The sequence below is a fragment of the Flammeovirga sp. OC4 genome, from assembly GCF_000812565.1.
Taxonomy (GTDB): Bacteria; Bacteroidota; Bacteroidia; order Cytophagales; family Flammeovirgaceae; genus Flammeovirga.
In genome coordinates, this window is sequence record NZ_JTAM01000083.1 from 12,115 (window position 1) to 38,101 (window position 25,987).

Here is a 25,987-nt window from a genome sequence, read left to right on the forward strand (position 1 = left end):
AATTTAGACAATTTTAGAAGCAAAATGAGCCATTTACACGAAACAGGAAGAGCAAAATTCTACAGAGTATACGTTCCTATTTTAACTAACCTTGGAGCAGCAGTAGTAATTGTAGGTGCAATGTTTAAAATTCTTCACCTACCTAACGGTGGACCTATTCTTGCAGCTGGTCTTATCACAGAAGCATTATTATTCTTTATCGGAGCATTCGCTCCAGCTGCACCTTTCGAAAAGCATTACGATTGGGCGTTAGCTTATCCTGAGTTATTATCAGAAGAAGCAGCAGCAGCTCCAAAGAAAAAAGCAGTCAAGGCTGATCCTAAGAAAGATATTGCAGCTTTAGGTGCAATGGATAAAATGTTAGCAGATGCGAAATTAACTCCAGAAGTATTCAAAAACTTTGGTGCTGGAATGGAGAACTTAAATAAATCAGTGGGTCAAATGAAGTCAGTAGCTAGCGTTGCTGGTGCTTCAGATGAGTACTCTCGTTCATTACAAGTAGCTACAAAGTCTATGGGAGACTTAAACAAGTCTTTCTCTACTACTGTTTCTGCTATGAAAACAATGGAAGGTACTGCAGCTGATTCTAAAGCTCACCAACAACAAGTTCAAGCTATTACTAAGAACTTAGGTGCATTAAATGCAGTTTATGAAATGGAATTAAAAGATGCTAATAACCATCTTAAGACAATCAATAAATTCCACGGTAACTTAGCAACTGCTGTTCAAAGCATGGATGAAGCAAGTAAAGAAGCGACTAAGTTCAAGACTCAAATGACTGCATTAACAACGAACTTAACTTCGTTGAACAATGTATATGGTAAGATGCTTACTGCAATGAAAGGCTAATTTAGTCTTTCAGACGTTCATATTTTGTATAAACCTTAACAAAGAAAAGGACTAATGGCAGGAGGAGCAAAAGAAACCCCAAGACAACGGATGATTGGTCTAATGTACTTAGTACTAATGGCCATGCTAGCGTTGAACGTGAGTAATACTGTACTTGATAAATTTATCTTTATCGAGCAATCATTAGAGAACTCTAATCATATTACTGCACAGGAAAATGATAGACAGTTACACGCAATTGAAGGTGCAGCTGCTAAAAAAGTAAATGAAACAACAAAGCAAGTTTTAGAAGATGCAAAAGCTCTTCGTAAAGAAACTGCTGAAGTTATTGCATATATCGATAATCTTAAAGAAGAAATCGTAAAGAAAACAGGTGGTTACGAGCACGGAGAACTTAAAGGTAAAAGTGATACTCAAAAACCAGCTGAATTATTAATCGGTTTAGAAGGTAAGAAAAACGGTAAAGCATACGAATTAGAGAAGAAGTTAAATGCGTTAGCGAAACATTTTGATGATGTAGCAATAAAGCACGACACTTCTAAAACTTGGCAGGCAATCGGAAAATTAGCGAAGCCGGCTAAGGAAATGGATCAATACAAAAACGACAAGGATAATAAGAACAAGGATTTTGCTTATATCCAATTCGAAGAAACTCCGACAGCAGCATGTATGGCAATTCTTTCTGAAATGTCATCGGAAGTACTTCAAAACGAAACAAAAGTTTTAAAAGTACTAAATGATCGTGTTGGTGGTAGAGTAGTATTTGATAAAGTTGTTGCGGTTGTGAAACCTACTTCGAAATACGTTGCAGCTGGTTTAGAGTATGAAGCGACAATGTTTATTGCAGCATCATCATCAGCAGCAAAACCAAGAATGAAATATAACGGAAGTACTATCAAAGTAGTAGACGGTATTGGTGAAGTTAAATTCCCAGTTAAGCCTGCGAAATATGATAAGAATGGTCGTTCAACTCAATCTTGGAAAGGTGAAATTACTTACACTACTCCATTCGGTGATACTACGTTATTAGTAGAGGAAGAGTATGTAGTTGTTAAACCTACAATTGAAGTTAACTCTGCTACTGTAAATGCACTTTACAGAAACGTAGCAAACAAATTAGTAATTGATGTACCTGCTTTAGGTGAAGCTTATAACCCTCAATTCTCAGCAACTAATGCTAAAGTGATGAGTTCAGGTAAAGTAGCTACGATCATTCCAGACGTTAAAGCTAAAGCTGTAGCTTTAACAGTGAAGAGTAGTGGAAACACAATTGGTACTAAGAACTTTAAAACAAGAGGAGTTCCAAAACCAACAATTACTTTCCCTGGAATTGATTTAAAGAAAGGTATTAGTTCTAAAACAAGAACACTTAAAGTTCGTCCTAAACCGGACGAAGAATTCAAAGCAGCATTACCTGATGAAGCTAACTATCGTGTAGTGGAATGGGAAGTAACTGTTGCATTTGGTACAAAACCATTAGCTGGTCCAGTAAAGATCAAAGGTGGTAAACAAGATTTCGATATTGGAAGTCTTTTGAAAAAGGCACCTAAAGGAACACCAGGTGTACGTGTTGTAGTAGATGTGAAAACAGTAGTTCGTAAAAACTCTCAGGGACAAACTGAAAAAGTTTCTGGAGTAGGTGGAATTACTACAATCTCAGTAAACTAAAGAATCAAGATTATGAAAAGTCTAAGAGGATTACTTTTACTAGCATTTGTAGCAGTTGCTAGTATGACTTACGCACAGGAGATTGATGAGAGTGAATGGAATAAACATTCAGTTAGACCTGTTCGTAATGCAGATATAATGTTTAAGAAAACGGTTTGGTATAGAGTAAACCTTTCTGATAAAATAAATCAGCCGTTCTTTGCTAAAAACCGTTGGTTACCTAAACTGATGATTGATGCAGTAAAGAGTAGTTTACTTAGACCATATGAGAATGACTCTTTAAAGAAGCGTTTAACAATAGACGAGTTCAAAGAGCGTATCAAACGTCCTAATGAAGGCGGCGGAGACTCAGGCGGTGACGACTGGGGTGGCGGCGACGACTGGGGCGGCGGAGGCGGCTGGGGCGACTCAGGTGACTCAGGCTGGGGTGACTCAGGCGGAAGTACTGGAGGAGCAGCAGTTGCAGCTAATGATGAGTTATATCCTGAAGATATCTATCTAATGGATATTAAAGTAGACATCTTATTTGACCGTAGAAGAGGTAGATGGGTTCATGATATCCAAGTGATCTCACTAATTCTTCCAGCTGAAAATAATGGTGGTACTCTTGAGAGAATGGTAGCTTCATTTAGTTATAAAGAAGTGGTTGAAAACCTTTTCAAGGAGAACAGAGACGCTTTGTGGTACAATGATAGAAACTTAGCAGAAAGTAAAAACTTATCAGATGCTTTTGATCTATTGTTATATCAAGGTAAGATTACTAAGTACACTAATACACAAGATAAAGATATCGCTTTATTGTATGGTGATGCTAAAGGTGATATTGCTTTGATGAAGGGCTTAGAATACAAATATGATCTAGTAGAGTACGAGTCAGATTTATGGTCAAACTAGTATAATATTAGAATAAAATATAAAAAGAGAATCATGTAAAAATGGTTCTCTTTTTTTTACTTTTATTCTTTGAGTTTTTTTATTTACAATAGGTACTTCTCTTTTAAGACTATCTTGAGTGAAGAACTTTTTAAAAAGGTAATTAAGCACATTGTAAACTAAGCTTTTGTTCGCTTTCAATTTATCTTGCTACAAGATTTTATAGTGGCTTCCTTCAAGATTCCTTCTTCTTCATTGATCTTTGATTGCGGCCATCACTCTTTTTTCTAATTCCTTCTTGTACGGAACTCTATCACACAAGCATTATGTTGTAATTTAAGAGATAAGATTGTTATCAAAGCATATAACAGAGCATTTTGGATCATAAGGCAGGTTATATTACTATAGAATCTATTCCACCCTCGCAATGAAGTTTCCTGCCATTTCACTTATGCACTATTGTTTTTTGAGGTGAGGTTTAAGTTCGCTTTTGTCAATATTTCTTGAACATGTGTATGTGAGATTTTATCTGTATAACCTAATTCAACAACTTTACCAGCCAACATTCTTAAGGTCCATTTAGAATAACCTTCAGGAGGAGTACTGCAAGCTAATGCAATAATTTTTGCCTTATTTTCATCGGTTAGACTAGCTGGACGGCCACTTCGAGGTTTTTCTTCCAGTAAGGAATTTAAACCTTCTGTCTTATACTTTTTTTTCCAATCTGAAATAGTAGCTATTCTTACCTGTAAAGTAGCAGCTACTTCCTTATATGTTTTTTGCTCATTGAGCAACAATAAAGAAGTCAAACGAAGGTTTACTCTTGATTTTATATCACCATTCGAAAGGAGTTCTTTGATGTGATTTTTTTCTTTTTCACTTAATTGAATGTGATCTCTTTTCATCTTTCTTTTTAAATTTGAGATCCTTAATTTATGAAAATATAGTTTACGACGTGCTTGTAATGACGTTAAATACATTGTAAACTAAGTTTTCGTTAATTTATGAGATTCTTTTTATGGAGGATAAATGATAGTGTATTGCGGTTCGCGAGGACGTTTTACTAAAATGTCCCTAAAGAACTGCATTTTAGAAGGTTATTATAAAATTTTTGCATTTCTGTAATCAGGCAATTATTTAGGCGAGAGTAATGGAATTTAGCTTTTGACTGCAGAGCCTAGATTTTTTGCTTCGTTTTTCATTAATGAAAAAATGAAGAAGAAGAAAGCTTGGAAGTAGGCCCTATAAAATCTAGTAGAAATAGGGATTGGAAGTTAACCGTAATTTAGTTTATACTGTATTAAAAGTAATAGTAAATTTGGAGATCAGAATCTTGATAAACAAAAAAGGCTAATCCATCATAAGATAGAATAGCCTTAATTATATAGATTCCTTCTGGTGAAGGAAGTAAATTACTTACCAGTTGAAACTCTGTGGAATGATTTGATCACCATACCTGATTTCACTGAACCTACGTAAGCTTTTACAGATTGACCTGGCTCTTTTACGTAGTCTTGGTTTTCAAGAGTGTTGTCTTTTAAGAATTTCTTCACATAACCTTCAGCGATACGCTCTAAGATATGCTCAGGTTTACCTTCTTGACGAGCACGCTCAACACCAATTTCTCTTTCTTTAGCAACAACGTTTTGATCAACGTCTGCTTCAGATAAAGCCAATGGACGCATAGCAGCAACTTGCATACCTACGTTTTTACCAGCTTCTAATACAGCGTCGTCTGCAGCTTCAGAAAGCTCAACTAATACTGCGATAGCGTTACCGTGCTTGTAAGCAGCAACAGCAGCACCCTCAACGTTAGCGTAACCGCTAATTTCCATCTTCTCACCCATTTTTGCAGTTAAAGCAGTGATTGCTTCAGTAGCAGGAGCTCCGTCGATTTCTAATGCAAGTACTTCCTCAGCAGTTTTAGCGTCGGCAGCAACAGCAGCGTCAAGTAATTTTTGTCCTAAAGCTTTGAATTCGTCGTTAACTGATACTGGTTCAGTTTCACAAGCGAATGCTAAAGCTACAGATTTAGAGTTGTCAGCGTTTTCATATACGAAAACTTGACCTTCTGTAGTCTCTCTGTCAGCTCTTTTTGCAGCTAATTTTTGACCTTTTTTACGAAGGATTTCAACTGCTTTTTCGATGTCGCCTTCAGCCTCAGTAAGGGCTTTTTTACAGTCCATCATACCCGCACCAGTGATAGTACGTAGCTCTTTAACGTCTTTTGCTGTGATAGCCATCTCTATAAAAGATTTAAAAGAATGGTTGAAAATTGGTAGAAATACTCTACCCTTAATTTATTTACGAACGAACCCGCAAGGTACTAAGTACGATGCGGGTCCGGCTTTAAACCCTAATAAGCTTGAATTATTTCTTATTAGCTGCTAAGCCTTCTTTTACTTTAGCTTTCAATTCAGCCATCTCAGTACGGATAGCCTCAAGAGCTGCAGTATCACGCTCAGCTTTCTTCGCTTTGAAGATGTCGCCTTGCTTCACTTTTAAGTCGTGAAGTTTAGCTTCAAGCTCTTTGATATCTTTAATATCCATTGTAATCAAATTTTAAAGGTAATACGGTGAATTACTCAGCAGAAGCTTCATCAGCTGCTTTTTTCTCTGCTTCAGCAGCAGCACTTGCAGCTTCGTCACGCTCCTTCTTACGCTCGCCAATTCCTTCTTCGATTGCAGAACCTACAGCACCCATGATAGCACTTACAGATTTGAATGCATCGTCGTTTGCAGGGATTACAAAATCAACTCCTTCAGGGTTTGAGTTTGTATCAACCATTGCAAAAACTGGGATACCTAATTTTTGAGCTTCTTTTACAGCGATTGACTCACGCTTAACGTCAACGATGAATAACGCAGCTGGAAGACGAGTTTGGTCAGCGATACCGCCCAATACTCTTTCTAACTTCTCACGCTCACGTTGCATCATAAGACGCTCACGCTTAGCTAATGAATTGAACTCGTCGCTCTTCATTAACTTGTCAATTGATGTCATTTTTTTCAATGACTTACGTACAGTTTGGAAGTTAGTTAACATACCACCTAACCAACGCTCAGTAACGTAAGGCATTTTTAAACGTGCAGCCTCTTGTGCAACGATGTCTTTTGCTTGCTTTTTAGTAGCAACAAACATCACTTTACGACCAGACTTCACAATATTTTTTAAAGCATTTTGTGCTTGCTCTAAAGATGTCTTTGTTTTGTTCAGGTCAATGATGTGGATACCATTGCGCTCCATGAAAATGTAAGGAGCCATCTTTGGGTTCCACTTTCTGGTCAAGTGACCAAAGTGAACACCTGCGTCAAGCAGTTCTTTGTATTCTAAATTTTTCATTGTTTCTAACAAGTAGAGTTTTTTGCAAAACGTAATTTAAAGCAGCATGGCAGATAGTCTGAATAAGACCATCTTTGCCAAATAAACTGCATAATCCAGATTAACGCTTCGAGAATTGGAATCTTCTTCTCGCTTTTCTGCGACCTGGTTTCTTTCTTTCGACCATACGAGGGTCACGAGTTAAGAAACCTTCTGGTTTCAATGTCAATCTGTGTTCTGCGTCAATTTCGCATAGCGCTTTAGAGATAGCTAAACGTACAGCCTCAGCTTGTCCGTTAATACCACCACCTTGTACGTTTACGTTGATATCGTACTTGCCAGACTCATTAGTCAATTCTAATGGTTGTTGCACTTTGATTTGCAAAACCTCAGATGGGAAATAATCCGCAAACTCACGTTTGTTGACAGTAATTTTTCCTTCACCTTGAGACAGGTAAATTCTTGCTACAGAAGTTTTTCTTCTGCCTGAAGTGTTAATTACTTCCATCACTAAATTTTATTAAAGTTCAATTTTCTTTGGTTGTTGTGCTTCATGCTTATGCTCGCCACCTGCATATACATACAAGTTACGGTATAAATCACGGCCCAAACGTCCTTTCGGCAACATGCCTTTTACTGCGTTCTCAACTAATCTTGTTGGGAACTTTGCTTTCATTTCAGTAGCAGTTCTTGATTTAAGACCACCTGGGTAACCAGAGTAACGAAGGTATACCTTTTCGTCCCACTTTTTACCTGAAAGCTTCACTTTTTCTGCGTTGATAACAACTACGTTATCACCACAGTCAACGTTAGGTGTAAAGCTAGGCTTCTTCTTGCCACGTAAGTACATAGCAATTTCTGTAGCTAAACGACCCAATGTTTTACCTTCAGCATCAATTAAGATCCACTCTTTTTGAGCAGTTGTCTTGTTTACTGAAGCAGTTTTGTAACTGAGTGTATCCACTGTGATTCTTCGTTTTATTTATTAAAACTTGAAGTATTTACATCACTGAAATACAGCTACTTGCAAATACCTCGACCTGAACACGCAATACGGGTTAACGTATGCGACGGGCAAAGGTAGAACATTATTTTGTGATTACCAATACTTTAGCAATTATATATGTCTAAATAATTCATAATCACAGCATAAAAATAAGGTGTTCATTGTTGATAATGAACACCTTATGAATTAATATTTTATAAACTAAATGTAAATTTACTGTATAGTGACTGTTTTAGACCATGTCCCAAACATTGGAGCACTGTTTTCTGTACATTTTATAGTAGAATCATAATAGTTGTAAACAATAGAGATTGTAAACTCATTTTGAGGTAATTCTGAGTTATCTCCTGGTTTACTTACAGTATAATTTACTCTGAAATTATAGACATAATAACCATTCTCATCTTTCTCAAGGGAATGTTCTGTTACCTCAAATGCGATTCTATCTGAGTGAGGGAGAGGGGAAGGTGTGTTATCAATAACTGCATCGAAAGCACCTTCAAGTACACTTGTTCTAAATTGAATTCCGGTTTGACCTGGTATGTCTACTGAGGTAGTCGTTCCATTAAAAGGTAGAACTGATTTTAATGTTCCACTAACAGTGAATGTGGAGTTTTCAGGTGCTGTAGAAGGAATATTAGAACTATCAATATCCATTATAAATGGAGCTTCAACTACTTTTATTTTTTGATCTACATTGGCTGTTTTTCCATCATCAGTATAAGCGGTAAAGGTAATTGTATAGTCTCCTTTACTGTAAGGTGCAGGTTGTCTATAGTTTAAATAACCTTCATTTTCATTTAATGTAGTGTCTTGAGCTTGAATACAACTGCCATCACCTATAGTTTCAAGATCACTAATTGGTTTGTCGCTATTTGTTTTAGCTAAAACATTAAGTTGAATTTCTTGTAGAGGATAAACTTCTAAAACATCTTGTTGATCTTCTATTGAGATGGAGGGAAGATTATTAGGTGTTTCATTATCGTCATTACTTGAACAGCTAAATAGTTGTACAGATAGAATGGATAAAATGATGATTGATAGGTTTTTCATGGTAGTATATAATATGTTACATTGTAATTAACGATTGCAGAGAATATAGGTAGAATGTATTTTACATTTGTTTTATAATTTATTAAAAATTACTCTTAAATAAAAAAAGCTAAGTCCATTGCTGAACTTAGCTTCTTATTAATTTTAGTATTCAATAAAGAGTACTAAATGTATTTTTTTAATTACCACTGGAACAATGGGAATTGACGCATCCACTCATTGATTTCAGCTCTCACTTTATCAATTTCAGCATCATTTTCATGATTCATTAATACGCGGTCAATGAAGTCAACGATTTTACCCATATCAGCTTCTTTCAAGCCACGAGTAGTAACAGCTGCAGTACCAACACGCATACCAGAAGTAACAAATGGAGATTTGTCATCAAATGGAACCATATTTTTGTTGATAGTGATATCAGCTTTGATTAATGTATTTTCAGCGATTTTACCTGTCAAGTTCTTAGAACGAAGGTCGATTAGCATCATGTGGTTGTCAGTACCGCCAGAGATGATATCATAACCTTTAGCTAAGAAATGTTTAGCCATTTCTTGAGCGTTTTTCTGAACTTGAGTAGTGTAAGCATCATATTCAGGAGTTAAAGCTTCGCCAAATGCGATTGCTTTAGCAGCGATAACGTGCTCTAATGGACCACCTTGAGTACCAGGGAAAACACCTGAGTCTAATAATGAAGACATCATACGTACTTTACCTTTTGGAGTTTTGTATCCCCAAGGGTTCTCAAAATCTTCACCCATCATGATCACACCACCTCTTGGTCCACGTAAAGTTTTGTGGGTAGTAGTAGTTACGATATGACAGTGTTTTAAAGGATCATCTAATTTACCTTTAGCGATTAGTCCTGAAGGGTGAGAAATATCGGCTAATAATAAAGCTCCAATTTCATCAGCTACAGCACGTAATTTTTTGTAGTCCCACTCACGTGAGTAAGCAGAAGCACCTGCAATAATTAATTGAGGCTTTTCTTCACGAGCAGTTTCAACAACTTTATCAAAGTCGATTAAACCAGTTTCTTTTTCTACACCGTAGAATGTAGGCTTGTATAGTTTTCCTGAGAAGTTTACAGGAGAACCGTGCGTTAGGTGACCACCATGAGATAAGTCAAAACCTAAAATTTTATCACCTGGCTTTAAAACGGCTAACATTACTGCAGCGTTAGCTTGAGCACCAGAGTGTGGTTGAACATTGGCCCAAGCAGCACCAAATAATTCTTTAAGACGGTCAATAGCAAGGTTTTCTACCTCATCTACTACTTCACAGCCACCATAATAACGTTTGCTAGGCAATCCTTCAGCGTATTTGTTTGTTAATACACTGCCCATAGCATTCATCACTTGTTCTGAAACAAAGTTCTCTGAGGCGATAAGTTCAATTCCAGAAATCTGTCTTTCTTTTTCACGATCTATAAGATCAAAGATGATGTCATCTCTTTTCATGGTTGCAAAAGGGGTTTGTTCGTTTTGTTGATTCATCCCATTGTAAATAGGAGGTTGTACCTTTTTAGACATGCAAAACTACTAAAATCCTATTATTCAATAATTATAAATGACTAAAAATATTACCTAATCCATTGAAAAAAAGAAAAAAATGCAATCTACTTTCTCTTTTTTTCATAATTCGACAACAAAAAAAGTCATTAAAGTAAGCTCAGTAAGAACTTTTAACTTTAATGACTTTGCATATGAAATCAAACCTTTACTTAATCATAAAGGTGACTAATTTTTACTAATCCTTCAGGATTGATAATTTTAATGCTTCTCTTGTTGATTTCAATTAGTTTTTCATGCTTAAATTCAGAGATAATACGAATGGCCGTTTCTTTGACTGTTCCTACTAATCCTGCTAAATCTTCACGTGTCAATGTAATGTGCTCTTTGTCTACAAACGCTTTGTCTAATACCAATAAGGCTTCCGCTATTCTTCCTCGAACAGGTTTATAAGCGATGTCAGTAATTTTAGTTTCTGCGTTGTCAATTACTTCGCATAATAAATGGACGATCTGCTGGTAAAATTCCACATTCTCATGGAGAAGCTCCATGAAAATAGCTTTGGGTATGAGACAAATGGATGAATCTTCGATTGCTATAGCAGAAGCTCTATAGCGACTCCCTTTAATAAGAGATTTGTAACCGACAAAATCGCCAGGTTTGGCAATTCTTAAAATCTGCTCTTTCCCGTTACTCCCTAGCTTTGTAACCTTTACGAGACCTTCGCTGATACAATATACTCCTGTAGGCATAGAATCTTCTTGGAAGATTGGTTGCCCCTTTTTAAAGAAGTGACATGTATTAGACTGAAGCTTCTCAAGTTGCTCAGCGGTAAGACAAGAAAACATAGATTGGTTACTCTTCACTTTACAAGCACAAGAGGGTTGTACCAATTTCATCTTTGTTTAAGTAAATGGATAATTCTGATAAAAGCACACTAAAAGTAATATCAAAATTAGAGATTTACTAAAAAAAGATGATTTTAGTTACTTTTTTGGCAAAAAAAACACAGCTGAGAACCAAATGTGTTCCCAACTGTGCGCTTTTATCAGAATTATCCACCACAAAAGTAAATTCTTATATTCAAACTCTTTATGACTTAAGTTGTTCTCAATTATGAGAGAAATCACTAAATTAGGCTTGCAAATTCTAACTTATTAACGATTCTATTCTTACTTTATCATGCAAACGATTTTATTTAGAAGTTTCTACTTCTGTTTTTTTATTATTTATTGCTATTCAACGTCTTCATTCGGACAGTATACTTTAGTTGATTCCCAATTTGAAAATCTATTGAATTGGGAAGGGGAAACATTTACAACAGGAAAAGATGCTGAAGGATGGTTTGAAATTAATACTGATCACCAACTCCAATTAAATGTAACGGGAGGCTCGGGCCAAAGGTCTTCTATCGCTATTTATGAAACACCTTTTCCATTTACGAATGCATCAGATACATTAATTTGGAGTATGTCTTTTATGCACAACTTCAGTGTATCAAGCAGCCTTCAAAAAAAAAATTATTCCAAATTTATACTGCTTCAAAATCATTCAAGCTATTCGAATTCAGATACCTTACTTTATTTGGAACTTTCTGGTAGTATAAAACTAATCCAACAAATAGATGATGAATTCTTAGTGGTTGAAGAAAAAGCTATTTCAATCGTTCCATCAACATGGCATCAAATAAAAGTGCAAAAAGTAAAGGGATTGTGGAGTGTTTATTTGGATGATGTATTTATATATGAGGTTTTTTATGATGATATTTCTTTGGCTACTTATCATACTGGATTGTTAGCTACTTTTTCATCTTCAGCAAGAGGGCAGCATTTTTACTATGATGATTTTATGCATTTGATTAGACCTAAAGCAAAAGACATCACACCACCTAAAGTCTCAAATGTATTTTTAGAGGGGAAAGATACTCTAATAGTGGAGTTTGATGAAATTGTAAATCATGATTCTTGTAAAGGTAGTTTGACCATAAATGCTGCAACTGTAGATTATCTACCTCAACAATCTTCACTTGTAATCCACAATCATTTTGAGATAGATAGTTTTTATACTCTTCAAATAACTGACTTTTGCGATGAAGCGGGAAATATCTTAAATGATACAACGATTTCATTGTTGGTAGAAGATACCTACCCACCTCATATTGACTCTTTATCTGTTAGGAGTGATTATATTCTTGATTTATTTTTTGATGAACCTGTTGTCATAACGGAGCTCTCCCATATTTTTTTGATATCAAGAAGTGATACAATTGAAGTGGTAGATACTTTGAAAAATAGCAATGAACTCCAAAAGACAGTTGTATTGGGTAGTTCAATTCCTACGAATAAGAGTTTTGAAGTTCACATTAAAGAATTGACAGATGAGAAAGGTAATTTTCAAGACGTGTCCTTTACATCTTATTTTGATACCAGATCTCCTAAATTACTTTCTTCAGAAATTATCAATGGTGATCAAATAAATTTAGAATTTGATGAGCCTATTTCAGCATCCATTAATGACCCTTATAATTATATAATCAATAATCAAAAGGTTCCTGAAAGTATAATGATTAGTGGTAGTCAAATCGATTTACTTTTTCAGTCGAATACATTCAAGCAAGATTCTATTTATACGATAGCTATAACTGCTGTTGAAGACCTGTTTGGTAACGAAATGAAAACCAAAATACTATCATTAGAATATGATACGACAAAAGCTAAAATTCTAAATACATTTCAAAGTACACTAAACAACCAAATCCTTTTTGATGAGAAAATTGTTTCAATAGATAGTTCTTCGCATCAATTTCAGAATATTGATTGCCCTTCTTCCATAATTATACTAGAAAAGGTATCCAGTGTAAAATTATTTGGTGTAAAGGACGAAAACCAGAATGTGATTGACTCTGTTGAGGTATTTTTTAATGATGATATTTTTCTAGAAGATCTCTACTGTACCTCTGATAGCTCAATTAGGGTCATTTCTCCTCAGTATCTTAGTGGTTTTGAATTAGAGAATTCAAGGATCGATTCTATTAAGAGTTTAGATGAAGTAAATGATTTATATGTTGTTCCAAAATTTCAAGATGGAGAAAATCGAGTATTGAAGTTTCAAGGAAAGGAATATACTATCAGCTATATCCAAAATGAGATTCAATCGATTATTACTTCCAGTACTCATTCTATTGCTATCGATTTTGAAAGTGAGTTGGATGAGCAACGTATTCCTTTGATTTCAACTAATCCTTATCTCGATATTCAAAGTATTCTTATTGAAGGAGACGAGTTGCATTTATTTCTTAAAGGTCCCATTCCAGAGAATAGAGTGTATACTATTTCGGTGGAAGGTTTAGTTTCTTGTGAAAGTAAAAAATTACCGCATTGTTCTTTTCAATATACCAAAGACACATCACCACCCTTATTAGTAGATATTAGTTGGAAAGATAGAAATCGACTTTTATTGCTCTTCAATGAGAAAGTTGAAAAATCCTCTATTGAAAACAGGATTATTTTGTATCAAGATGAGAAAGAAATTCATGATTTTTCAATTAAAGTCAATGGGGAATATGTTGAGATTATGTTGGAGAAGGAGTATTGGGAAAAAGAAATCCTTTATACTCTTCATAAAGGGATAGAAGATTGGAATGGCAATAAAACACCTTCATCAGTAAATGGTAGTGTGATTTCTGTAAATTCTGTAAAGAAAGGTGATTTGATTCTTGCTGAAATTTTTGCAGATCCTACACCCATAATTGGATTGCCTAATAGCGAAGCTTTAGAATTGTATAATACCACAGCAGATACCTTATCCTTACTTGGGGTCAATTTACTGATTGGAAATGATACGCTCACTTTTAACAATGAGTTTATAGCCCCTGAAAATTATCTTATTTTGGTTCCTTCTACAAAGGTGGAGTTGTGGTCCGACTACTCTTTTGTAAGTGGAGTAAATCACTGGAGTGCTCTCAATAATTCAGGTGAAATAATAAAACTGTATGATGCTAAAAATGACTTGCTCATTGATTCTGTAAAATTTGATATATCAAGTTATAAAGATAAGGTGAAATCTGAAGGAGGTTATTCGTTAGAAAGAAGAGATTTCTTTTTTGATTGTGATCCATTTTTGAATTGGGCTGCTAGTAAAGATGAAACCGGAGGTACTTTAGGTTTTGAAAATTCAATTTTTGAAATTATTCAAGATACAATACCTTCAAAAATTACAAATATTACAGTTGTTGATGGACATAATATGGTCATTTCCTTTGATAAAAGCTTATATATGTTTTCAACAGAAAGCACTATTCAATATAGTGTTGGTAATGTTAGTAAGTATGTTGATAAGTGGAGTTTTGTTGATAACTTTAATCTTAAAGTGCTAATAAACGAAGATTTACCAAAAGGAGTGTTGGTAACTATGATTGTTGATAACTTTCAAGACTGTTTTAATAACACATTATTTTCAGAAAAAATTGATTTTGTAATTAAACCAAAGATTAATTATCAACAATTGTTGATAACTGAGTTGATGATTGATCATTCACCTATTAACAAAATGCCTGATTCTGAATATATAGAGGTTTATAATAATGGTGACTTATGGCTAAATCTTGATAAGTGTATAATGTTAATAGATGGCGATTCCGTAGAGTTGCCAGATTATTGGATTTTACCAAGAAGTTATGCAGTCTTAGTTCCTAGTACTAACAGGTATTTATTCGATAGTCTAAAAGTTGAAGTGATAGGGGTTTCAAATTGGGAAACACTATTAAATGATCAAGGAAAAGTAGTATTGGTTAATGATGAAAATGAAATAATACATAGCGTTGATTACTCCTTGGATTATTATCATGATCCAAATAAAAAAGATGGAGGTTGGTCTATTGAGATGAGAGATATAAAGAGCCCTTGTGTTGGTCTTGAAAACTGGCAAGCCTCAGAGAATGAAAACGGAGGAACGGCAGGTCATAAAAACTCTATAGAAGAAACAGTGATTGACCGTCATGTGCCAACTCTTAAAAATGCACTCTTTTTAGAGAAGGAGTCCAATATGCTTCTAGAATTTTCAGAACCCATTGTGCTTACTGAACAAACTGAATTGATAATAGATGGAGAATATATTTCGAAAGAAAACGTGACATTGAATGGAAATCATTTGTTGATCCATTTGCCCTATGACCTATCTTATTCTAATGTGAGTATCTCAGCTATTGTAGATTGTTCGGGTAACTACAATTCGACCATGATGAAAAAAGAAATTCTTTACCCGATGCCCAAGGAACATGTATTTCTTTCTGAAATATTATTTGATCCCAGCGCATTAAATACTGATTATTTAGAAGTGTTTTTTCAGGTTGAAAAAGGAAGCTATGTTAATTTGAAGAATTGGTCTATTGGCAGGGAAAGAAATGGAGCTATTGAGCAGGTAGTGGCTTTGTCAAAAATAGACGATTATTTATTTTCGAGTCAATTTTTAGTGTTCACCAAAGAAGAAGACAAGCTATTAAGTTATTATCCCTATTTGAAGAGAGAAAATGTGAGAGTGGTGAGCCTTCCCTCATTTCCAAATGAGAATGGTAATGTAGTGTTGATGCATAATGGTGAAATACATGAACAGTATGAATATTTCGAAAAACATCATCAATCATTTCTTAAGAATACTGAAGATGTTTCCTTAGAAAGAATTGACTTTACTGTTTCATCCTCAAATCCTAATAATTGGACATCAGCAACAGAAAGCAGTGGTTTTGGAACACCTACTTTAAAAAATTCAAGAGTAGTGAGTAATGAACTAAATGAGTACCATGGTGATGTACTTGTTTTTTCTACTTCATTATTGACAACAAATGGTGATGGAAGAGATGACTACTTAAAAGTTGAAAATAATTCTACTTTTCCCTTAAGGATTTTAAGAATGGATATTTATGACATTCACGGAAATATCATCTACCCTTGGCTTAATAATTATGAATTGTCAAGTAGAGATTTTGTAAAATGGGACGGCGTAGATCAACAAGGAGACCGTGTGATGGGGAAATTTTTAGTGTATTATCAATTAGTTGATCATAAAGGAAACCGTCAAGAGCAGACGAAAATAGTAAGTGTAGCACCTTGGAATTGACTTGATTAGCACTTTTTAGCCCATATTCAAAGATGTTATCGAATTAATAGTCAGTTATTTTGTGTTATAAGTTTCAATCTATTACTTTTGCATTTCGATTTGGGATTACAGAAAAAGTAAAAAATATTAATAAGATGAAACAAGACATTCATCCTGATTTCAGACCAGTGGTATTCCACGATCTGACTTCAAACGAAAAGTTCCTTATTGGATCTACAGTAGCTACATCTGAGACAATTGAATACGAAGGTGAAACTTACCCTTTATTCAAAGTCGAGATTTCTTCAGCTTCTCACCCGTACTACACTGGTAAGAAAGCGGCTATCTCAGCTGCAGGTCGTGTTGATAAATTCAACAAAAGATACGGAAAAAAATAAATTCGTTTTTATCCATAAAAAATCCACAATTTCATACGAAGTTGTGGATTTTTTTTGTGCCTAACTTTCTTCATTGCATCTTTGTCTAATCATTTTTTTGTTCGTTATATCTCACTTGAGATATTTATTTTTCAGGTGTAAATCACCATTTTACAATTGCGATTTTGTGTAAAAATGGTTTAAAGTAATTATTATGAATATCATATTATTCGACAATCCGAAGACAAGAATTAAATTATTACCTTTCACATTTGTAAGACCTATTGCAGATATTAGAGTAGGTATTTTTAAGATATATGAAAAATGGGAAAAGGCTTTTAATGCAGAAATCTCATTTCTAACAGAAGAGTATTTACAAGGGAAGTTTCCTCTAAAACATGGTGCTGATCAATTTTATATTAATGGATCACTTTGCCCGAATCCTTATTTAATACAGAAAATACAGGAATTAAAAGAGGGGCAGGGTTTAGTTTGTGGTGAAGATTTATTGGTTTTACATACTTCTGCAAAGTTTGATCACTTAGATGCTGAACCTGGCGATTTCGAAAAAATAGAAGTTCCGGCGGAAGAGATAGTATTAATAAAGCACCCATGGGAAATTTTCACTCAAAATAGAGAGCAAATCATGCTGGATTTCGAAGTGGTGACAAGAGGAAGAATCAGTCATCATATCGAAGACCCTCATACCGTAGTTTATGGACGTGCAAATATATTTGTGGAAGAGGGTGTAGAAGTAAGGGCTTCTATCTTAAATGCACAGAAAGGACCGATTTATATTGGTAAAAATGCAGTGATTGAAGAAGGTGTGATTATTCAAGGTACTTGTGCTATCGGTGAGGGAACTCGTATTAATATGGGGGCTAAAATCCGTGAAGATTGTTCTTTCGGACCACATTGCAAGATTGGTGGGGAGATCAATAACTCCGTTGTTTTTGGATATTCTAATAAAGCTCATGATGGCTATTTGGGGAATTCAGTAGTAGGAGAATGGTGTAACTTGGGCGCTGATACCAACAATTCTAATCTTAAGAACAACTACGGTCCAGTTAGAATCTGGAGTTATAAGGAAAGAAAATATGTAAGTACCGAACAGCAATTTTGTGGTATGATGATGGCAGATTATTGTAAAGCTGGTATCAATACCATGTTTAATACAGGTACTGTGGTGGGTGTGTCCGCACACATTTTTGGTGGTGGTTTCCCGCCAAAACATATCCCTTCATTTGCATGGGGTGCTATTGATTCTAACGAAGTGGCTCAATTGGATAAAATGATAGAGATTGCAGAAAGAGTATTCGCAAGAAGAAAAGCAGATTTTACGATCCACGACCGTCAAATTCTAGAAAAGGTATTTGAATTAAGTAAGTTTGATCGAATGTAATTTTCATGATCAGTAAAAATAAAAAAAGGATCTTCTTGGCCTAAAAGAGGTGACAAGAAGATCCTTTTTTGTATTTATAAATTCTTCAATCAAGAAGAGAATATTCATTGAAATAATGATTTTTCTAGAAGTCGAAAGTAGCCCTTTTCACTCGATTAATTTTTCTTTTTGTATCGAAAATATCACAATTTAGAGAGAAGTAAAAGACATTTCCAGTCAGTTGATTATAGCTAAGGTTTGTGCCTTTTATATTCGCTTGATCGCTTCCCCATGATTCATTAAAGAAAGGTGTCAGGTAATATTTGAACTTGAGGTTTGTCCCCTCTCTAAACTGAATTCCGAACATTACACTTTGTTGTACATTTACTCTGTCACTAAACCAAACAGAGAATTTATCTTGCTTGCTACCACCAACAAATGTTTTCTCTTTATAGTGGATAGGCTGTTCTATTTCATATCCTCCATAAATGAAAAAACTATTTAAATTCCCCAGTTTAAAACCGACAGGTAAACCTACATTGTAGGTTCTCATCTTTTTTCTCATACTACCCGAGTATTCTCCATTTTGATATTCATTGGGGACATCAAAGATAAAACCTATATTACGAATAGATACTCCAGCAAAAAGCCCAAAATGATTCCCCACATCCATGTTTATATACGATTGTCCGTTGAAAACAGGAGCAAATCGTATCACATCATTTTGAATTTCTTGATTGTTGATTTTGATGGCAGTCATTCCAGAGAAAATAATTTCCATTCCTCCAGAAAAGTAGAAGTCAGATTTTCTAGATTCTTGACCGTAGATAGAAAGTGTGAAGGCACAAATGCCTAATACCGTAAATAGTAATTTTCTTAATTTGACCATAAGATTATAGTTTTAGATTGATTGCAGGCAGTTGGGTTAAACATCAGGATAAAGTAATTGAAATGAAGAAGAGTGAGCGTTGAAAGTAATCATATATCTTACTTTTTTCTATCACTAAACTCAATATTACTTTATTTGTCCTTTTGTTTAAGTTGAAAAGAGTTCCTGCTTAAATTAATTTACACTAGTTATTCTTTTAAAGACAAAGTTAGAATGAGTAGGTTGCATCAGTTTTAAATTAAATCATGTTGAATTATGAAATACATTGCATTGGATTTGGTTTTATTACCCAATCAATCTTTTACAAAGACGATGATTGAGTATAATAAAAAGCTTCCCGATACTGTATTACAATTGAGTGATGAACATACAATTCCACATTTGTCAATTTCGATGTGTAGAGTTGCCTCTGATCGAATTGATGAGTTATTAGGAAAATTACAAGATTATTTAGAAGTAATTGACCTTTCAGCGCTATTATCATTAAATGTTCCATCAATCTATCAACATAATATAAAAACAGTAGGGTGGAATTTGGATTTAACTTCACCTCTTAAGCACTTACATTATTCAATGGCTAGCTTAATGAAATCATATCATTTTGATCTAGCAAAAGAAAATGATGACTTTACTGTTATTCATCCACAAATGCCTTCTTCAGGGATTGATTATCTCAATTCATTTTTCACAAAATATGCCTTTGATAACTATCAACCTCACATTACTTTAGGGCAGGGTAATGCTCAGGTTTGCGAAGAATGGTTGAATAAAAATATTGAATTTGATCGGATTGCTCTTTTTCACATGGGAACAGGTTGTACTTGTGAAAAGTTGCTTTGGGAGACGAAGATCAGTAATAATTAATGAGCTAGATTTTAGGAGAATTGATTAAAAATTGAGGATAGTAATTAATTGAAGGTGATATTGATTGTTTTTTTATTGATTTATTAGCAGATTTGGGGGGAAAACGAAAAATTAAAAATATCTTTTAGCGCTCTTACCGCTTATTGGAAGGCGCTAACACTCAACAACCGTAAGAGATGTCTCAAGAAAAAGTACTGAAAGAAGAACGTGCATTCTCCAAAGAACAATACTGGGAATGGTATGAAAATATGCTATTAGTTAGACGTTTTGAAGAGAAAACGGCGCAGTTGTACGGTCAGCAAAAAATCAGAGGTTTCTGTCACTTGTATATTGGACAAGAAGCTTGTGCTGCAGGTCAAGTATCAGCTCTAACTAAAGATGATCATTATATCACTGCTTACCGTGATCACGCTCACCCAATCATGTTGGGAACTGATCCTGGTGCTGTAATGGCAGAAATGTATGGTAGAGCTACTGGTACTACAAAAGGTAAAGGTGGTTCAATGCACATTTTTGACAAATCAGTAAACTTTGCTGGTGGTCATGGTATTGTAGGTGCTCAAATTCCAATGGGTGCAGGTATTGCATTTAGTGAAAAATATAAGGGTACTAAGAACCTTTGTGTGACAATGTTTGGTGATGGTGCGATCCGTCAAGGTGCAATGCACGAAGCATTTAACATGGCAATGGCTTGGAAATTACCAGTAATTTTTATCGTAGAGAACAATGGTTATGCAATGGGTACTTCAGTAGAGCGTACTTCCAATGTACACCACCTTTATGAATTAGGTTCTGCTTATGATATTCCATCTCGTCCAGTAGACGGTATGGATGTAGAAGAAGTACACATCGCTATGGAAGAAGCTGCTGCTCATATCCGTGCGGGTAAAGGGCCTTATTTCTTAGAGTTCAGAACTTACCGTTACAAAGGTCACTCAATGTCTGACCCTGCAAAATACCGTACTAAAGAGGAAGTTGCAGAGTACAAAGCACAAGACCCAATCGAGAAAGTGAAAAACAAATTGATCGAAAAAGGTTATGCTACAGCTGAAGAGTTAAAAGAGTTTGATAAGAAAATGAAGCAAAAGGTATTGGATGCTGTGAAGTTCGCAGAGGAGTCTCCATTCCCAGATGCATCAGAAGCTTACACTGACGTATACGTTGAGCCAGATTATCCTTTCTTAGATTCTTAAATTTGAGTTAGAAAATTTAAAATATACGTAAGGCATCCTTTTTAGGATGCCTTTTTTTGTGAAAAAAACATTAAAATATCAATTTTAAGTGCAAACAGTACTTAAAAATATTATGTTTCGGGAATATTTTTTAAATTTGCCGACTGATAATTTTGAAACTTTAGGCTTAGCCTATTTTATATATACATGGCGACCATGAAAGAAAAGAAACACAATACAGTGAAAGGAACTACAAATGAGGAGCACAACGAGTATGAAGTATTCGAGAGTGCTGAGATTTTACAGGACAGATTAGTAGAGTCTCAAGATTTTTTTGAAAAGAATAAAAATGTCGTTCTTGTTGTTTTAGGCGTTGTCGTAGCAGCAATTGCGGGTTATTTCTTATACGGTGTTAACATCGAAAAGCAGAACACGGAAGCTCAAGCTGAATTGTCTCCTGCAGTTTTCTATTTTGAAAAAGATTCTTTAGGTAAAGCATTAAACGGCGACGGTAACCTTACTGGAGGTTTCTTGGAAATCGCTGATGAATATAGCGGAACAAAAGCAGCGAATTTAGCTAACTACTATGCTGGTGTTTCATTTATGAGATTAGGTGAGTATGAAAAAGCAATATCACACTTAGAAGCATTTTCAGCTAAAGATGAGTTAGTTCAAGCTCGTGCTTTCGCTTTGGTAGGCGATGCAAACGTTGAATTAGAAGCTTATTCGAAAGCAATTTCAGCTTACAAAGAAGCAATCTCATACAAGCCAAACAAAGAGTTTACTCCTTCATACATGATGAAATTAGCTTTCACATATGAAGCAGCAGGTGACAACGCTAAAGCATTAGATACATACAATGACTTGATTGCTAAGTATCCTAAAGCTCAAGAAGTGAATGACGCTAAGAAATTTGCAGCAGTATTGGCTGCGAAATAAGTATAAATCTTTTCTTATAAAAATAGGCTATCTTCTAGAAGATAGCCTATTTTTTTATGCTTGAATTTGGGTCGAAAATATTCCAAAATTAGCGTTTACCTACGCTGACTCTTTCTCAGCATGTTTATTTCTATAATCACTTGGACTAAGGTTTTCCATTTTCTTAAAGAACCTACTGAAAGCCTGAATATCATCATAACCTAGTTCATAAGCGATTTCCGAAATAGATTTGTCTGTGTAAATAATTTGTCTTCTGGCTTCTAGAATAATCCTATCTTGTATGAATTGCAAAGGGGATTTTTGCCCCAATAGCTTAAAAGCATTAGAAAGTGTTTTAGGAGATTTATTTAATAATTCAGCATATTCTCCTACTGATTTTTTCTCCTTAAAGTGCAATTCGACCAAAAAGTTGAATTCCTTTACCACCGTCAATTTATCTTCGCTTAATGTCGATAATGAAGTTTGTTTTTTCATGATACGAGTGCAAAGGATCAATAGCCTTTTTAGCAACATCTGAAGCATTTCTAATTGATGATCGTCAGTTGACTCCATTTCATTTTCAAAAACTCTCCAGAGAGACATTAATGTTTCACCGTCATTGTTCGTAATACTGATCTTTGGTAATGATGATGCTCCGAAGAAAAGTATGCCCTTACAGCCAACATCTGAGTCATGATCAAGGATACAGTAGAAAGGTCTATTGAAACGAAGCATTTTACCTTTGGTAATGTTTATTTCTTCTACCTTATGAAATTCAGTAAGGAAAACTATTTCATTAGGACAAAAAGAATATAAACGACCATCTATTCTAAGTTGGCTTTCTTCAGCAAACCATATGACACTAAGTTTACTGCTATTGTCCTCGAAAATTGTTAATTCTTTTTCGTCTGTCAGTTCTTTTATTTCGAGGTACTCTCCTGTTGATTTTAAAAACTTCATAGGAATAAAAATAGGGTTAAGCGAGTAGTAAACATTTGAATGATTAAGGCCTAAACGACTAAGTTTTTATTTATTCAAGTGTTCTAACCCAATAAAAGGTATATCTACTCGCTAAACAACATTTTTATAAAAAAACTAGATAATCTAGTTCGCGATTGCCTCTAGGTGAGTTCTCAACTCTTTTTCAGCAGCCATACCTACATGTGTTTTCACGACTTCACCATCTTTAATGAAAACTAGGTTAGGAATACTTCTTACTTTGTATAGTGTTGCTAACTCAGGTACTTCTTCAATGTTTACCTTTTGAATCGCAACTTTTCCTTCGTACTCATCTGAAAGCTTTTCTACTGTTGGCAATAAAGCCTGACATGGTCCACACCAATCTGCATAAAAATCGATTAGAATAGGTGTGTTACTTTCGTTGATTAATTGATTGTATTCCTCAAAATTGTTTATCTTTTTCATAGTATTGTTTTTATCTGTTTATCTAAATGAACAATACAAAGGTGCAGGATAAAACAGAGGAGGTGTTATGCCTAAATCCCCGAAGGTTGTGCTAATTTTCCTTTTGAGTGAAGTACTCTAATTCATGTTATTGACGTGTGTGAGGAAGTTGAGAAGTACTTGTTGGGTTTCTAAAGTAGCTTCAAACATGCCCATGTGTCCCACATCATCCTTAATAAAGATGTGTGCATTTTTAGGTAGATGAATTTCATCAATACTTTTTCGAAGTGGAACCGCATTGTCTTTTTTACCTATGATATAAAGTACAGGAATTTCCAGCTTTCCAAGTAGTCCACTGTTGTCTTCTCTCAATCCCATGGCTAGAGAAATCTTCGCTATAGTTTCTACTTTTTCATGACAGGCTGTATCAATAATTTCTTGAATAATTGGTCTATGATTTTCTCTATATTTTTCAGCAAATAAATTACCTATCATAGGAGCTACAAAAGAACGAATGCCGTTATCTCTTACAAAGTCCGCTGCTTTTTTTCTTACTTCTTTCTTTGCATCGTCATCTTCAAAAGCAGTGGAATGGAATAACCCGATACCATTAAGAAAGTTCTCATATTTTTTTGCATAGGCTAATGTCACATACCCTCCAAGTGAATGACCAACTAAGGTAAATTTTGAGATAGAAAGGCTTTGTAATGTATTATGAATTTCATCAGCAAAGTCATTTAAGAGAGGTTGTTCTTGTTGTATAAGTGTACTTTCACCACAGCCGGGTAAGTCTAAACAAATGACTCTATAGTAAGGTGTAAATACTTGTACAAAATCTTTCCATATTTCCTTAGTTTCACAAAACCCGTGAAGGAATACCAAGACAGGTTTATCTGTAGTTTTATTATCTGTGTAGGACAGCATCTAATTTCGTTTTTAATGATTAATTTATTTCTTAAATAAGTACTACATTGTAAACTAAATTATCGTCAACTTTCAATCGACCTTTATACAAGCATTGATAGGATCTACTTTCAAACGTCTTTCTTCTTCGTTTTTGTCTTAAAACAAAAAGAAGCAAAAAATTCAAGGCATTGAAGTCAAAAGCTAAATTTCATATCACTTGCCTAAATGATTTTAAACTCGCTAAAGCTCAAACAAGAAAATCATTTTTAACGGCTCATTCCATGAAATTCTTGACGCTTTTCCCTTCAAGGCCGAGGAAAGTACTGCCAAACGAATTGGGTAGAATGCCACTGGCGCGAATGTTAAGCGTTAGCGGCATTCGTGTCATAAAGATCAACAGAAATCTCCTGATTTCTAAAAATCATAAATATTCGAAAACTTAGTTTACAATGTAGTACTGCATTGTAAACTAAATTATCGTCAACTTTCAATCGACCTTTATACAAGCATTGATAGGATCTACTTTCAAACGTCTTTCTTCTTCGTTTTTGTCTTAAAACAAAAAGAAGCAAAAAATTCAAGGCATTGAAGTCAAAAGCTAAATTTCATATCACTTGCCTAAATGATTTTAAACTCGCTAAAGCTCAAACAAGAAAATCATTTTTAACGGCTCATTCCATGAAATTTTTGACGCTTTTCCCTTCAAGGCCGAGGAAAGTACTGCCAAACGAATTGGGTAGAATGCCACTGGCGCGAATGTTAAGCGTTAGCGGCATTCGTGTCCTACAGATCAACAGAAATCTCCTGATTTCTAAAAATCATAAATATTCGAAAACTTAGTTTACAATGTAGTACTGCATTGTAAACTAAATTATCGTCAACTTTCAATCGACCTTTATACAAGCATTGATAGGATCTACTTTCAAACGTCTTTCTTCTTCGTTTTTGTCTTAAAACAAAAAGAAGCAAAAAATTCAAGGCATTGAAGTCAAAAGCTAAATTTCATATCACTTGCCTAAATGATTTTAAACTCGCTAAAGCTCAAACAAGAAAATCATTTTTAACGGCTCATTCCATGAAATTCTTAACGCTTTTCCCTTCAAGGCCGAGGAAAGTACTGCCAAACGAATTGGGTAGAATGCCACTGGCGCGAATGTTAAGCGTTAGCGGCATTCGTGTCCTACAGATCAACAGAAATCTCCTGATTTCTAAAAATCATAAATATTCGAAAACTTAGTTGACAATGTAGTACTACGTTGTAAACTAAATTATCGTCAACTTTCAAGCTTCTTTCTTCTTCATTTTTCCATTGATGAAAAACGAAGCAAAAAATCTAGGCCTAGAAGTCAAAAGCTAAATTTCATTTCTCTCGCCTAAATGATTTTAAACTCGCTAAAACTCAAACAGCAAAATCATTTTTAACGGCTCCATACATGAAATTCTTCACGCTTTTCCCTTCAATGCCAAGGGAGATACTACTAAATGATTGCCTAATTACAAAACAAAAGACAATGGTCTTATAATTATCTTCTAAAAAGCAGTTCTGTAAGGACGTTGCATTGCAACGTCCTCACGAACCACAATACACTACCATTAATCCCTCATAAAAGGAGTTATATTAATTGATGAAAATTTAGTTTACAGTGTAGTACTACGTCAAAAATACATCATAGTAAATTCTAATTTATTTTTTGTGAGTACAAC

22 protein-coding genes are annotated in these 25,987 nt (G+C 34.7%); 9 read left to right on the forward strand and 13 right to left on the reverse strand.

The features are described from left to right. Positions 1-24 precede the first annotated feature (24 nt). Genes gldL through PL77_RS26115 form a run of 3 tightly spaced genes read left to right on the forward strand, consistent with a single transcriptional unit; the run spans position 25 to position 3,411 of the window. Positions 25-849 carry a gliding motility protein GldL gene (gldL, locus tag PL77_RS26105; protein ID WP_044211791.1) on the forward strand — a complete coding sequence of 275 codons (825 nt, stop codon included), beginning with the start codon at positions 25-27 and terminating at the stop codon, positions 847-849. Positions 850-903: 54 nt separating this feature from the next. Further along, entirely contained in the window at positions 904-2,517 is a 1,614-nt protein-coding gene (gldM, locus tag PL77_RS26110; protein ID WP_044211794.1) for a gliding motility protein GldM, read from the forward strand. Positions 2,518-2,529: 12 nt separating this feature from the next. Then, entirely contained in the window at positions 2,530-3,411 is an 882-nt protein-coding gene (locus tag PL77_RS26115) for a hypothetical protein (protein ID WP_044211797.1), read from the forward strand. Between the two features lie 428 nt (positions 3,412-3,839). Here the strand turns inward: PL77_RS26115 and PL77_RS26125 are convergent, their stop codons facing one another. The 9 genes from PL77_RS26125 to PL77_RS26165 form a co-directional block, all read right to left on the reverse strand. Then, on the reverse strand, positions 3,840-4,295 hold the full coding sequence (locus PL77_RS26125; RefSeq protein ID WP_044211804.1) for a helix-turn-helix domain-containing protein: 456 nt from the start codon (positions 4,293-4,295) through the stop codon (positions 3,840-3,842). A gap of 507 nt (positions 4,296-4,802) precedes the next feature. Next, positions 4,803-5,633 carry a translation elongation factor Ts gene (tsf, locus tag PL77_RS26130; protein WP_044211807.1) on the reverse strand — a complete coding sequence of 277 codons (831 nt, stop codon included), beginning with the start codon at positions 5,631-5,633 and terminating at the stop codon, positions 4,803-4,805. A 127-nt stretch (positions 5,634-5,760) separates the two neighbouring features. Then, positions 5,761-5,940, reverse strand: coding sequence for a hypothetical protein (locus PL77_RS26135; protein WP_044211810.1), 180 nt, complete (start codon positions 5,938-5,940; stop codon positions 5,761-5,763). Between the two features lie 31 nt (positions 5,941-5,971). Beyond that, positions 5,972-6,733, reverse strand: a complete 762-nt coding sequence (rpsB, locus tag PL77_RS26140) for a 30S ribosomal protein S2 (protein WP_044211813.1) — start codon at positions 6,731-6,733, stop codon at positions 5,972-5,974. Between the two features lie 100 nt (positions 6,734-6,833). Then, positions 6,834-7,220, reverse strand: a complete 387-nt coding sequence (rpsI, locus tag PL77_RS26145; protein WP_044211815.1) for a 30S ribosomal protein S9 — start codon at positions 7,218-7,220, stop codon at positions 6,834-6,836. Between the two features lie 12 nt (positions 7,221-7,232). Next, positions 7,233-7,676, reverse strand: a complete 444-nt coding sequence (gene rplM, locus PL77_RS26150) for a 50S ribosomal protein L13 (protein WP_044211817.1) — start codon at positions 7,674-7,676, stop codon at positions 7,233-7,235. Between the two features lie 255 nt (positions 7,677-7,931). Continuing rightward, positions 7,932-8,771, reverse strand: a complete 840-nt coding sequence (locus PL77_RS26155; RefSeq protein WP_044211819.1) for a hypothetical protein — start codon at positions 8,769-8,771, stop codon at positions 7,932-7,934. Positions 8,772-8,953: 182 nt separating this feature from the next. After that, positions 8,954-10,228 carry a serine hydroxymethyltransferase gene (gene glyA, locus PL77_RS26160; protein WP_044211847.1) on the reverse strand — a complete coding sequence of 425 codons (1,275 nt, stop codon included), beginning with the start codon at positions 10,226-10,228 and terminating at the stop codon, positions 8,954-8,956. A 263-nt stretch (positions 10,229-10,491) separates the two neighbouring features. Next, a complete protein-coding gene (locus tag PL77_RS26165) occupies positions 10,492-11,178 on the reverse strand; it encodes a Crp/Fnr family transcriptional regulator (RefSeq protein ID WP_044211821.1) in 687 nt (228 codons plus the stop codon). Positions 11,179-11,461: 283 nt separating this feature from the next. On the opposite strand from PL77_RS26165, the gene PL77_RS26170 reads away from it, so the two are divergent. From PL77_RS26170 to PL77_RS26180, 3 genes are all read left to right on the forward strand, one after another. Then, positions 11,462-16,393, forward strand: coding sequence for a hypothetical protein (locus PL77_RS26170; RefSeq protein WP_044211823.1), 4,932 nt, complete (start codon positions 11,462-11,464; stop codon positions 16,391-16,393). A gap of 134 nt (positions 16,394-16,527) precedes the next feature. Continuing rightward, positions 16,528-16,770, forward strand: a complete 243-nt coding sequence (locus PL77_RS26175; protein WP_044211851.1) for a type B 50S ribosomal protein L31 — start codon at positions 16,528-16,530, stop codon at positions 16,768-16,770. Positions 16,771-16,963: 193 nt separating this feature from the next. Further along, entirely contained in the window at positions 16,964-18,151 is a 1,188-nt protein-coding gene (locus tag PL77_RS26180) for a GlmU family protein (protein WP_052444745.1), read from the forward strand. Between the two features lie 124 nt (positions 18,152-18,275). Here the strand turns inward: PL77_RS26180 and PL77_RS26185 are convergent, their stop codons facing one another. Next, a complete protein-coding gene (locus tag PL77_RS26185) occupies positions 18,276-19,019 on the reverse strand; it encodes a hypothetical protein (RefSeq protein WP_052444746.1) in 744 nt (247 codons plus the stop codon). 255 nt (positions 19,020-19,274) lie between these two features. Between PL77_RS26185 and PL77_RS26190 the strand changes: the two genes are divergently transcribed. From PL77_RS26190 to PL77_RS26200, 3 genes are all read left to right on the forward strand, one after another. Next, the gene (locus tag PL77_RS26190) at positions 19,275-19,883 is read left to right on the forward strand and encodes a hypothetical protein (RefSeq protein ID WP_044211827.1); all 609 of its coding nucleotides are present in this window, start codon (positions 19,275-19,277) and stop codon (positions 19,881-19,883) included. Positions 19,884-20,059: 176 nt separating this feature from the next. Then, on the forward strand, positions 20,060-21,076 hold the full coding sequence (pdhA, locus tag PL77_RS26195; protein ID WP_044211830.1) for a pyruvate dehydrogenase (acetyl-transferring) E1 component subunit alpha: 1,017 nt from the start codon (positions 20,060-20,062) through the stop codon (positions 21,074-21,076). A 195-nt stretch (positions 21,077-21,271) separates the two neighbouring features. Further along, a complete protein-coding gene (locus PL77_RS26200) occupies positions 21,272-21,994 on the forward strand; it encodes a tol-pal system YbgF family protein (RefSeq protein ID WP_044211856.1) in 723 nt (240 codons plus the stop codon). A gap of 99 nt (positions 21,995-22,093) precedes the next feature. Here PL77_RS26200 and PL77_RS26205 read toward each other — a convergent pair whose 3' ends face one another. From PL77_RS26205 to PL77_RS26215, 3 genes are all read right to left on the reverse strand, one after another. Continuing rightward, on the reverse strand, positions 22,094-22,933 hold the full coding sequence (locus PL77_RS26205) for an AraC family transcriptional regulator (protein WP_044211833.1): 840 nt from the start codon (positions 22,931-22,933) through the stop codon (positions 22,094-22,096). 144 nt (positions 22,934-23,077) lie between these two features. Further along, on the reverse strand, positions 23,078-23,398 hold the full coding sequence (gene trxA, locus PL77_RS26210; RefSeq protein ID WP_044211835.1) for a thioredoxin: 321 nt from the start codon (positions 23,396-23,398) through the stop codon (positions 23,078-23,080). 117 nt (positions 23,399-23,515) lie between these two features. After that, positions 23,516-24,301 carry an alpha/beta fold hydrolase gene (locus PL77_RS26215; RefSeq protein ID WP_044211838.1) on the reverse strand — a complete coding sequence of 262 codons (786 nt, stop codon included), beginning with the start codon at positions 24,299-24,301 and terminating at the stop codon, positions 23,516-23,518. Positions 24,302-25,987 lie beyond the last annotated feature (1,686 nt).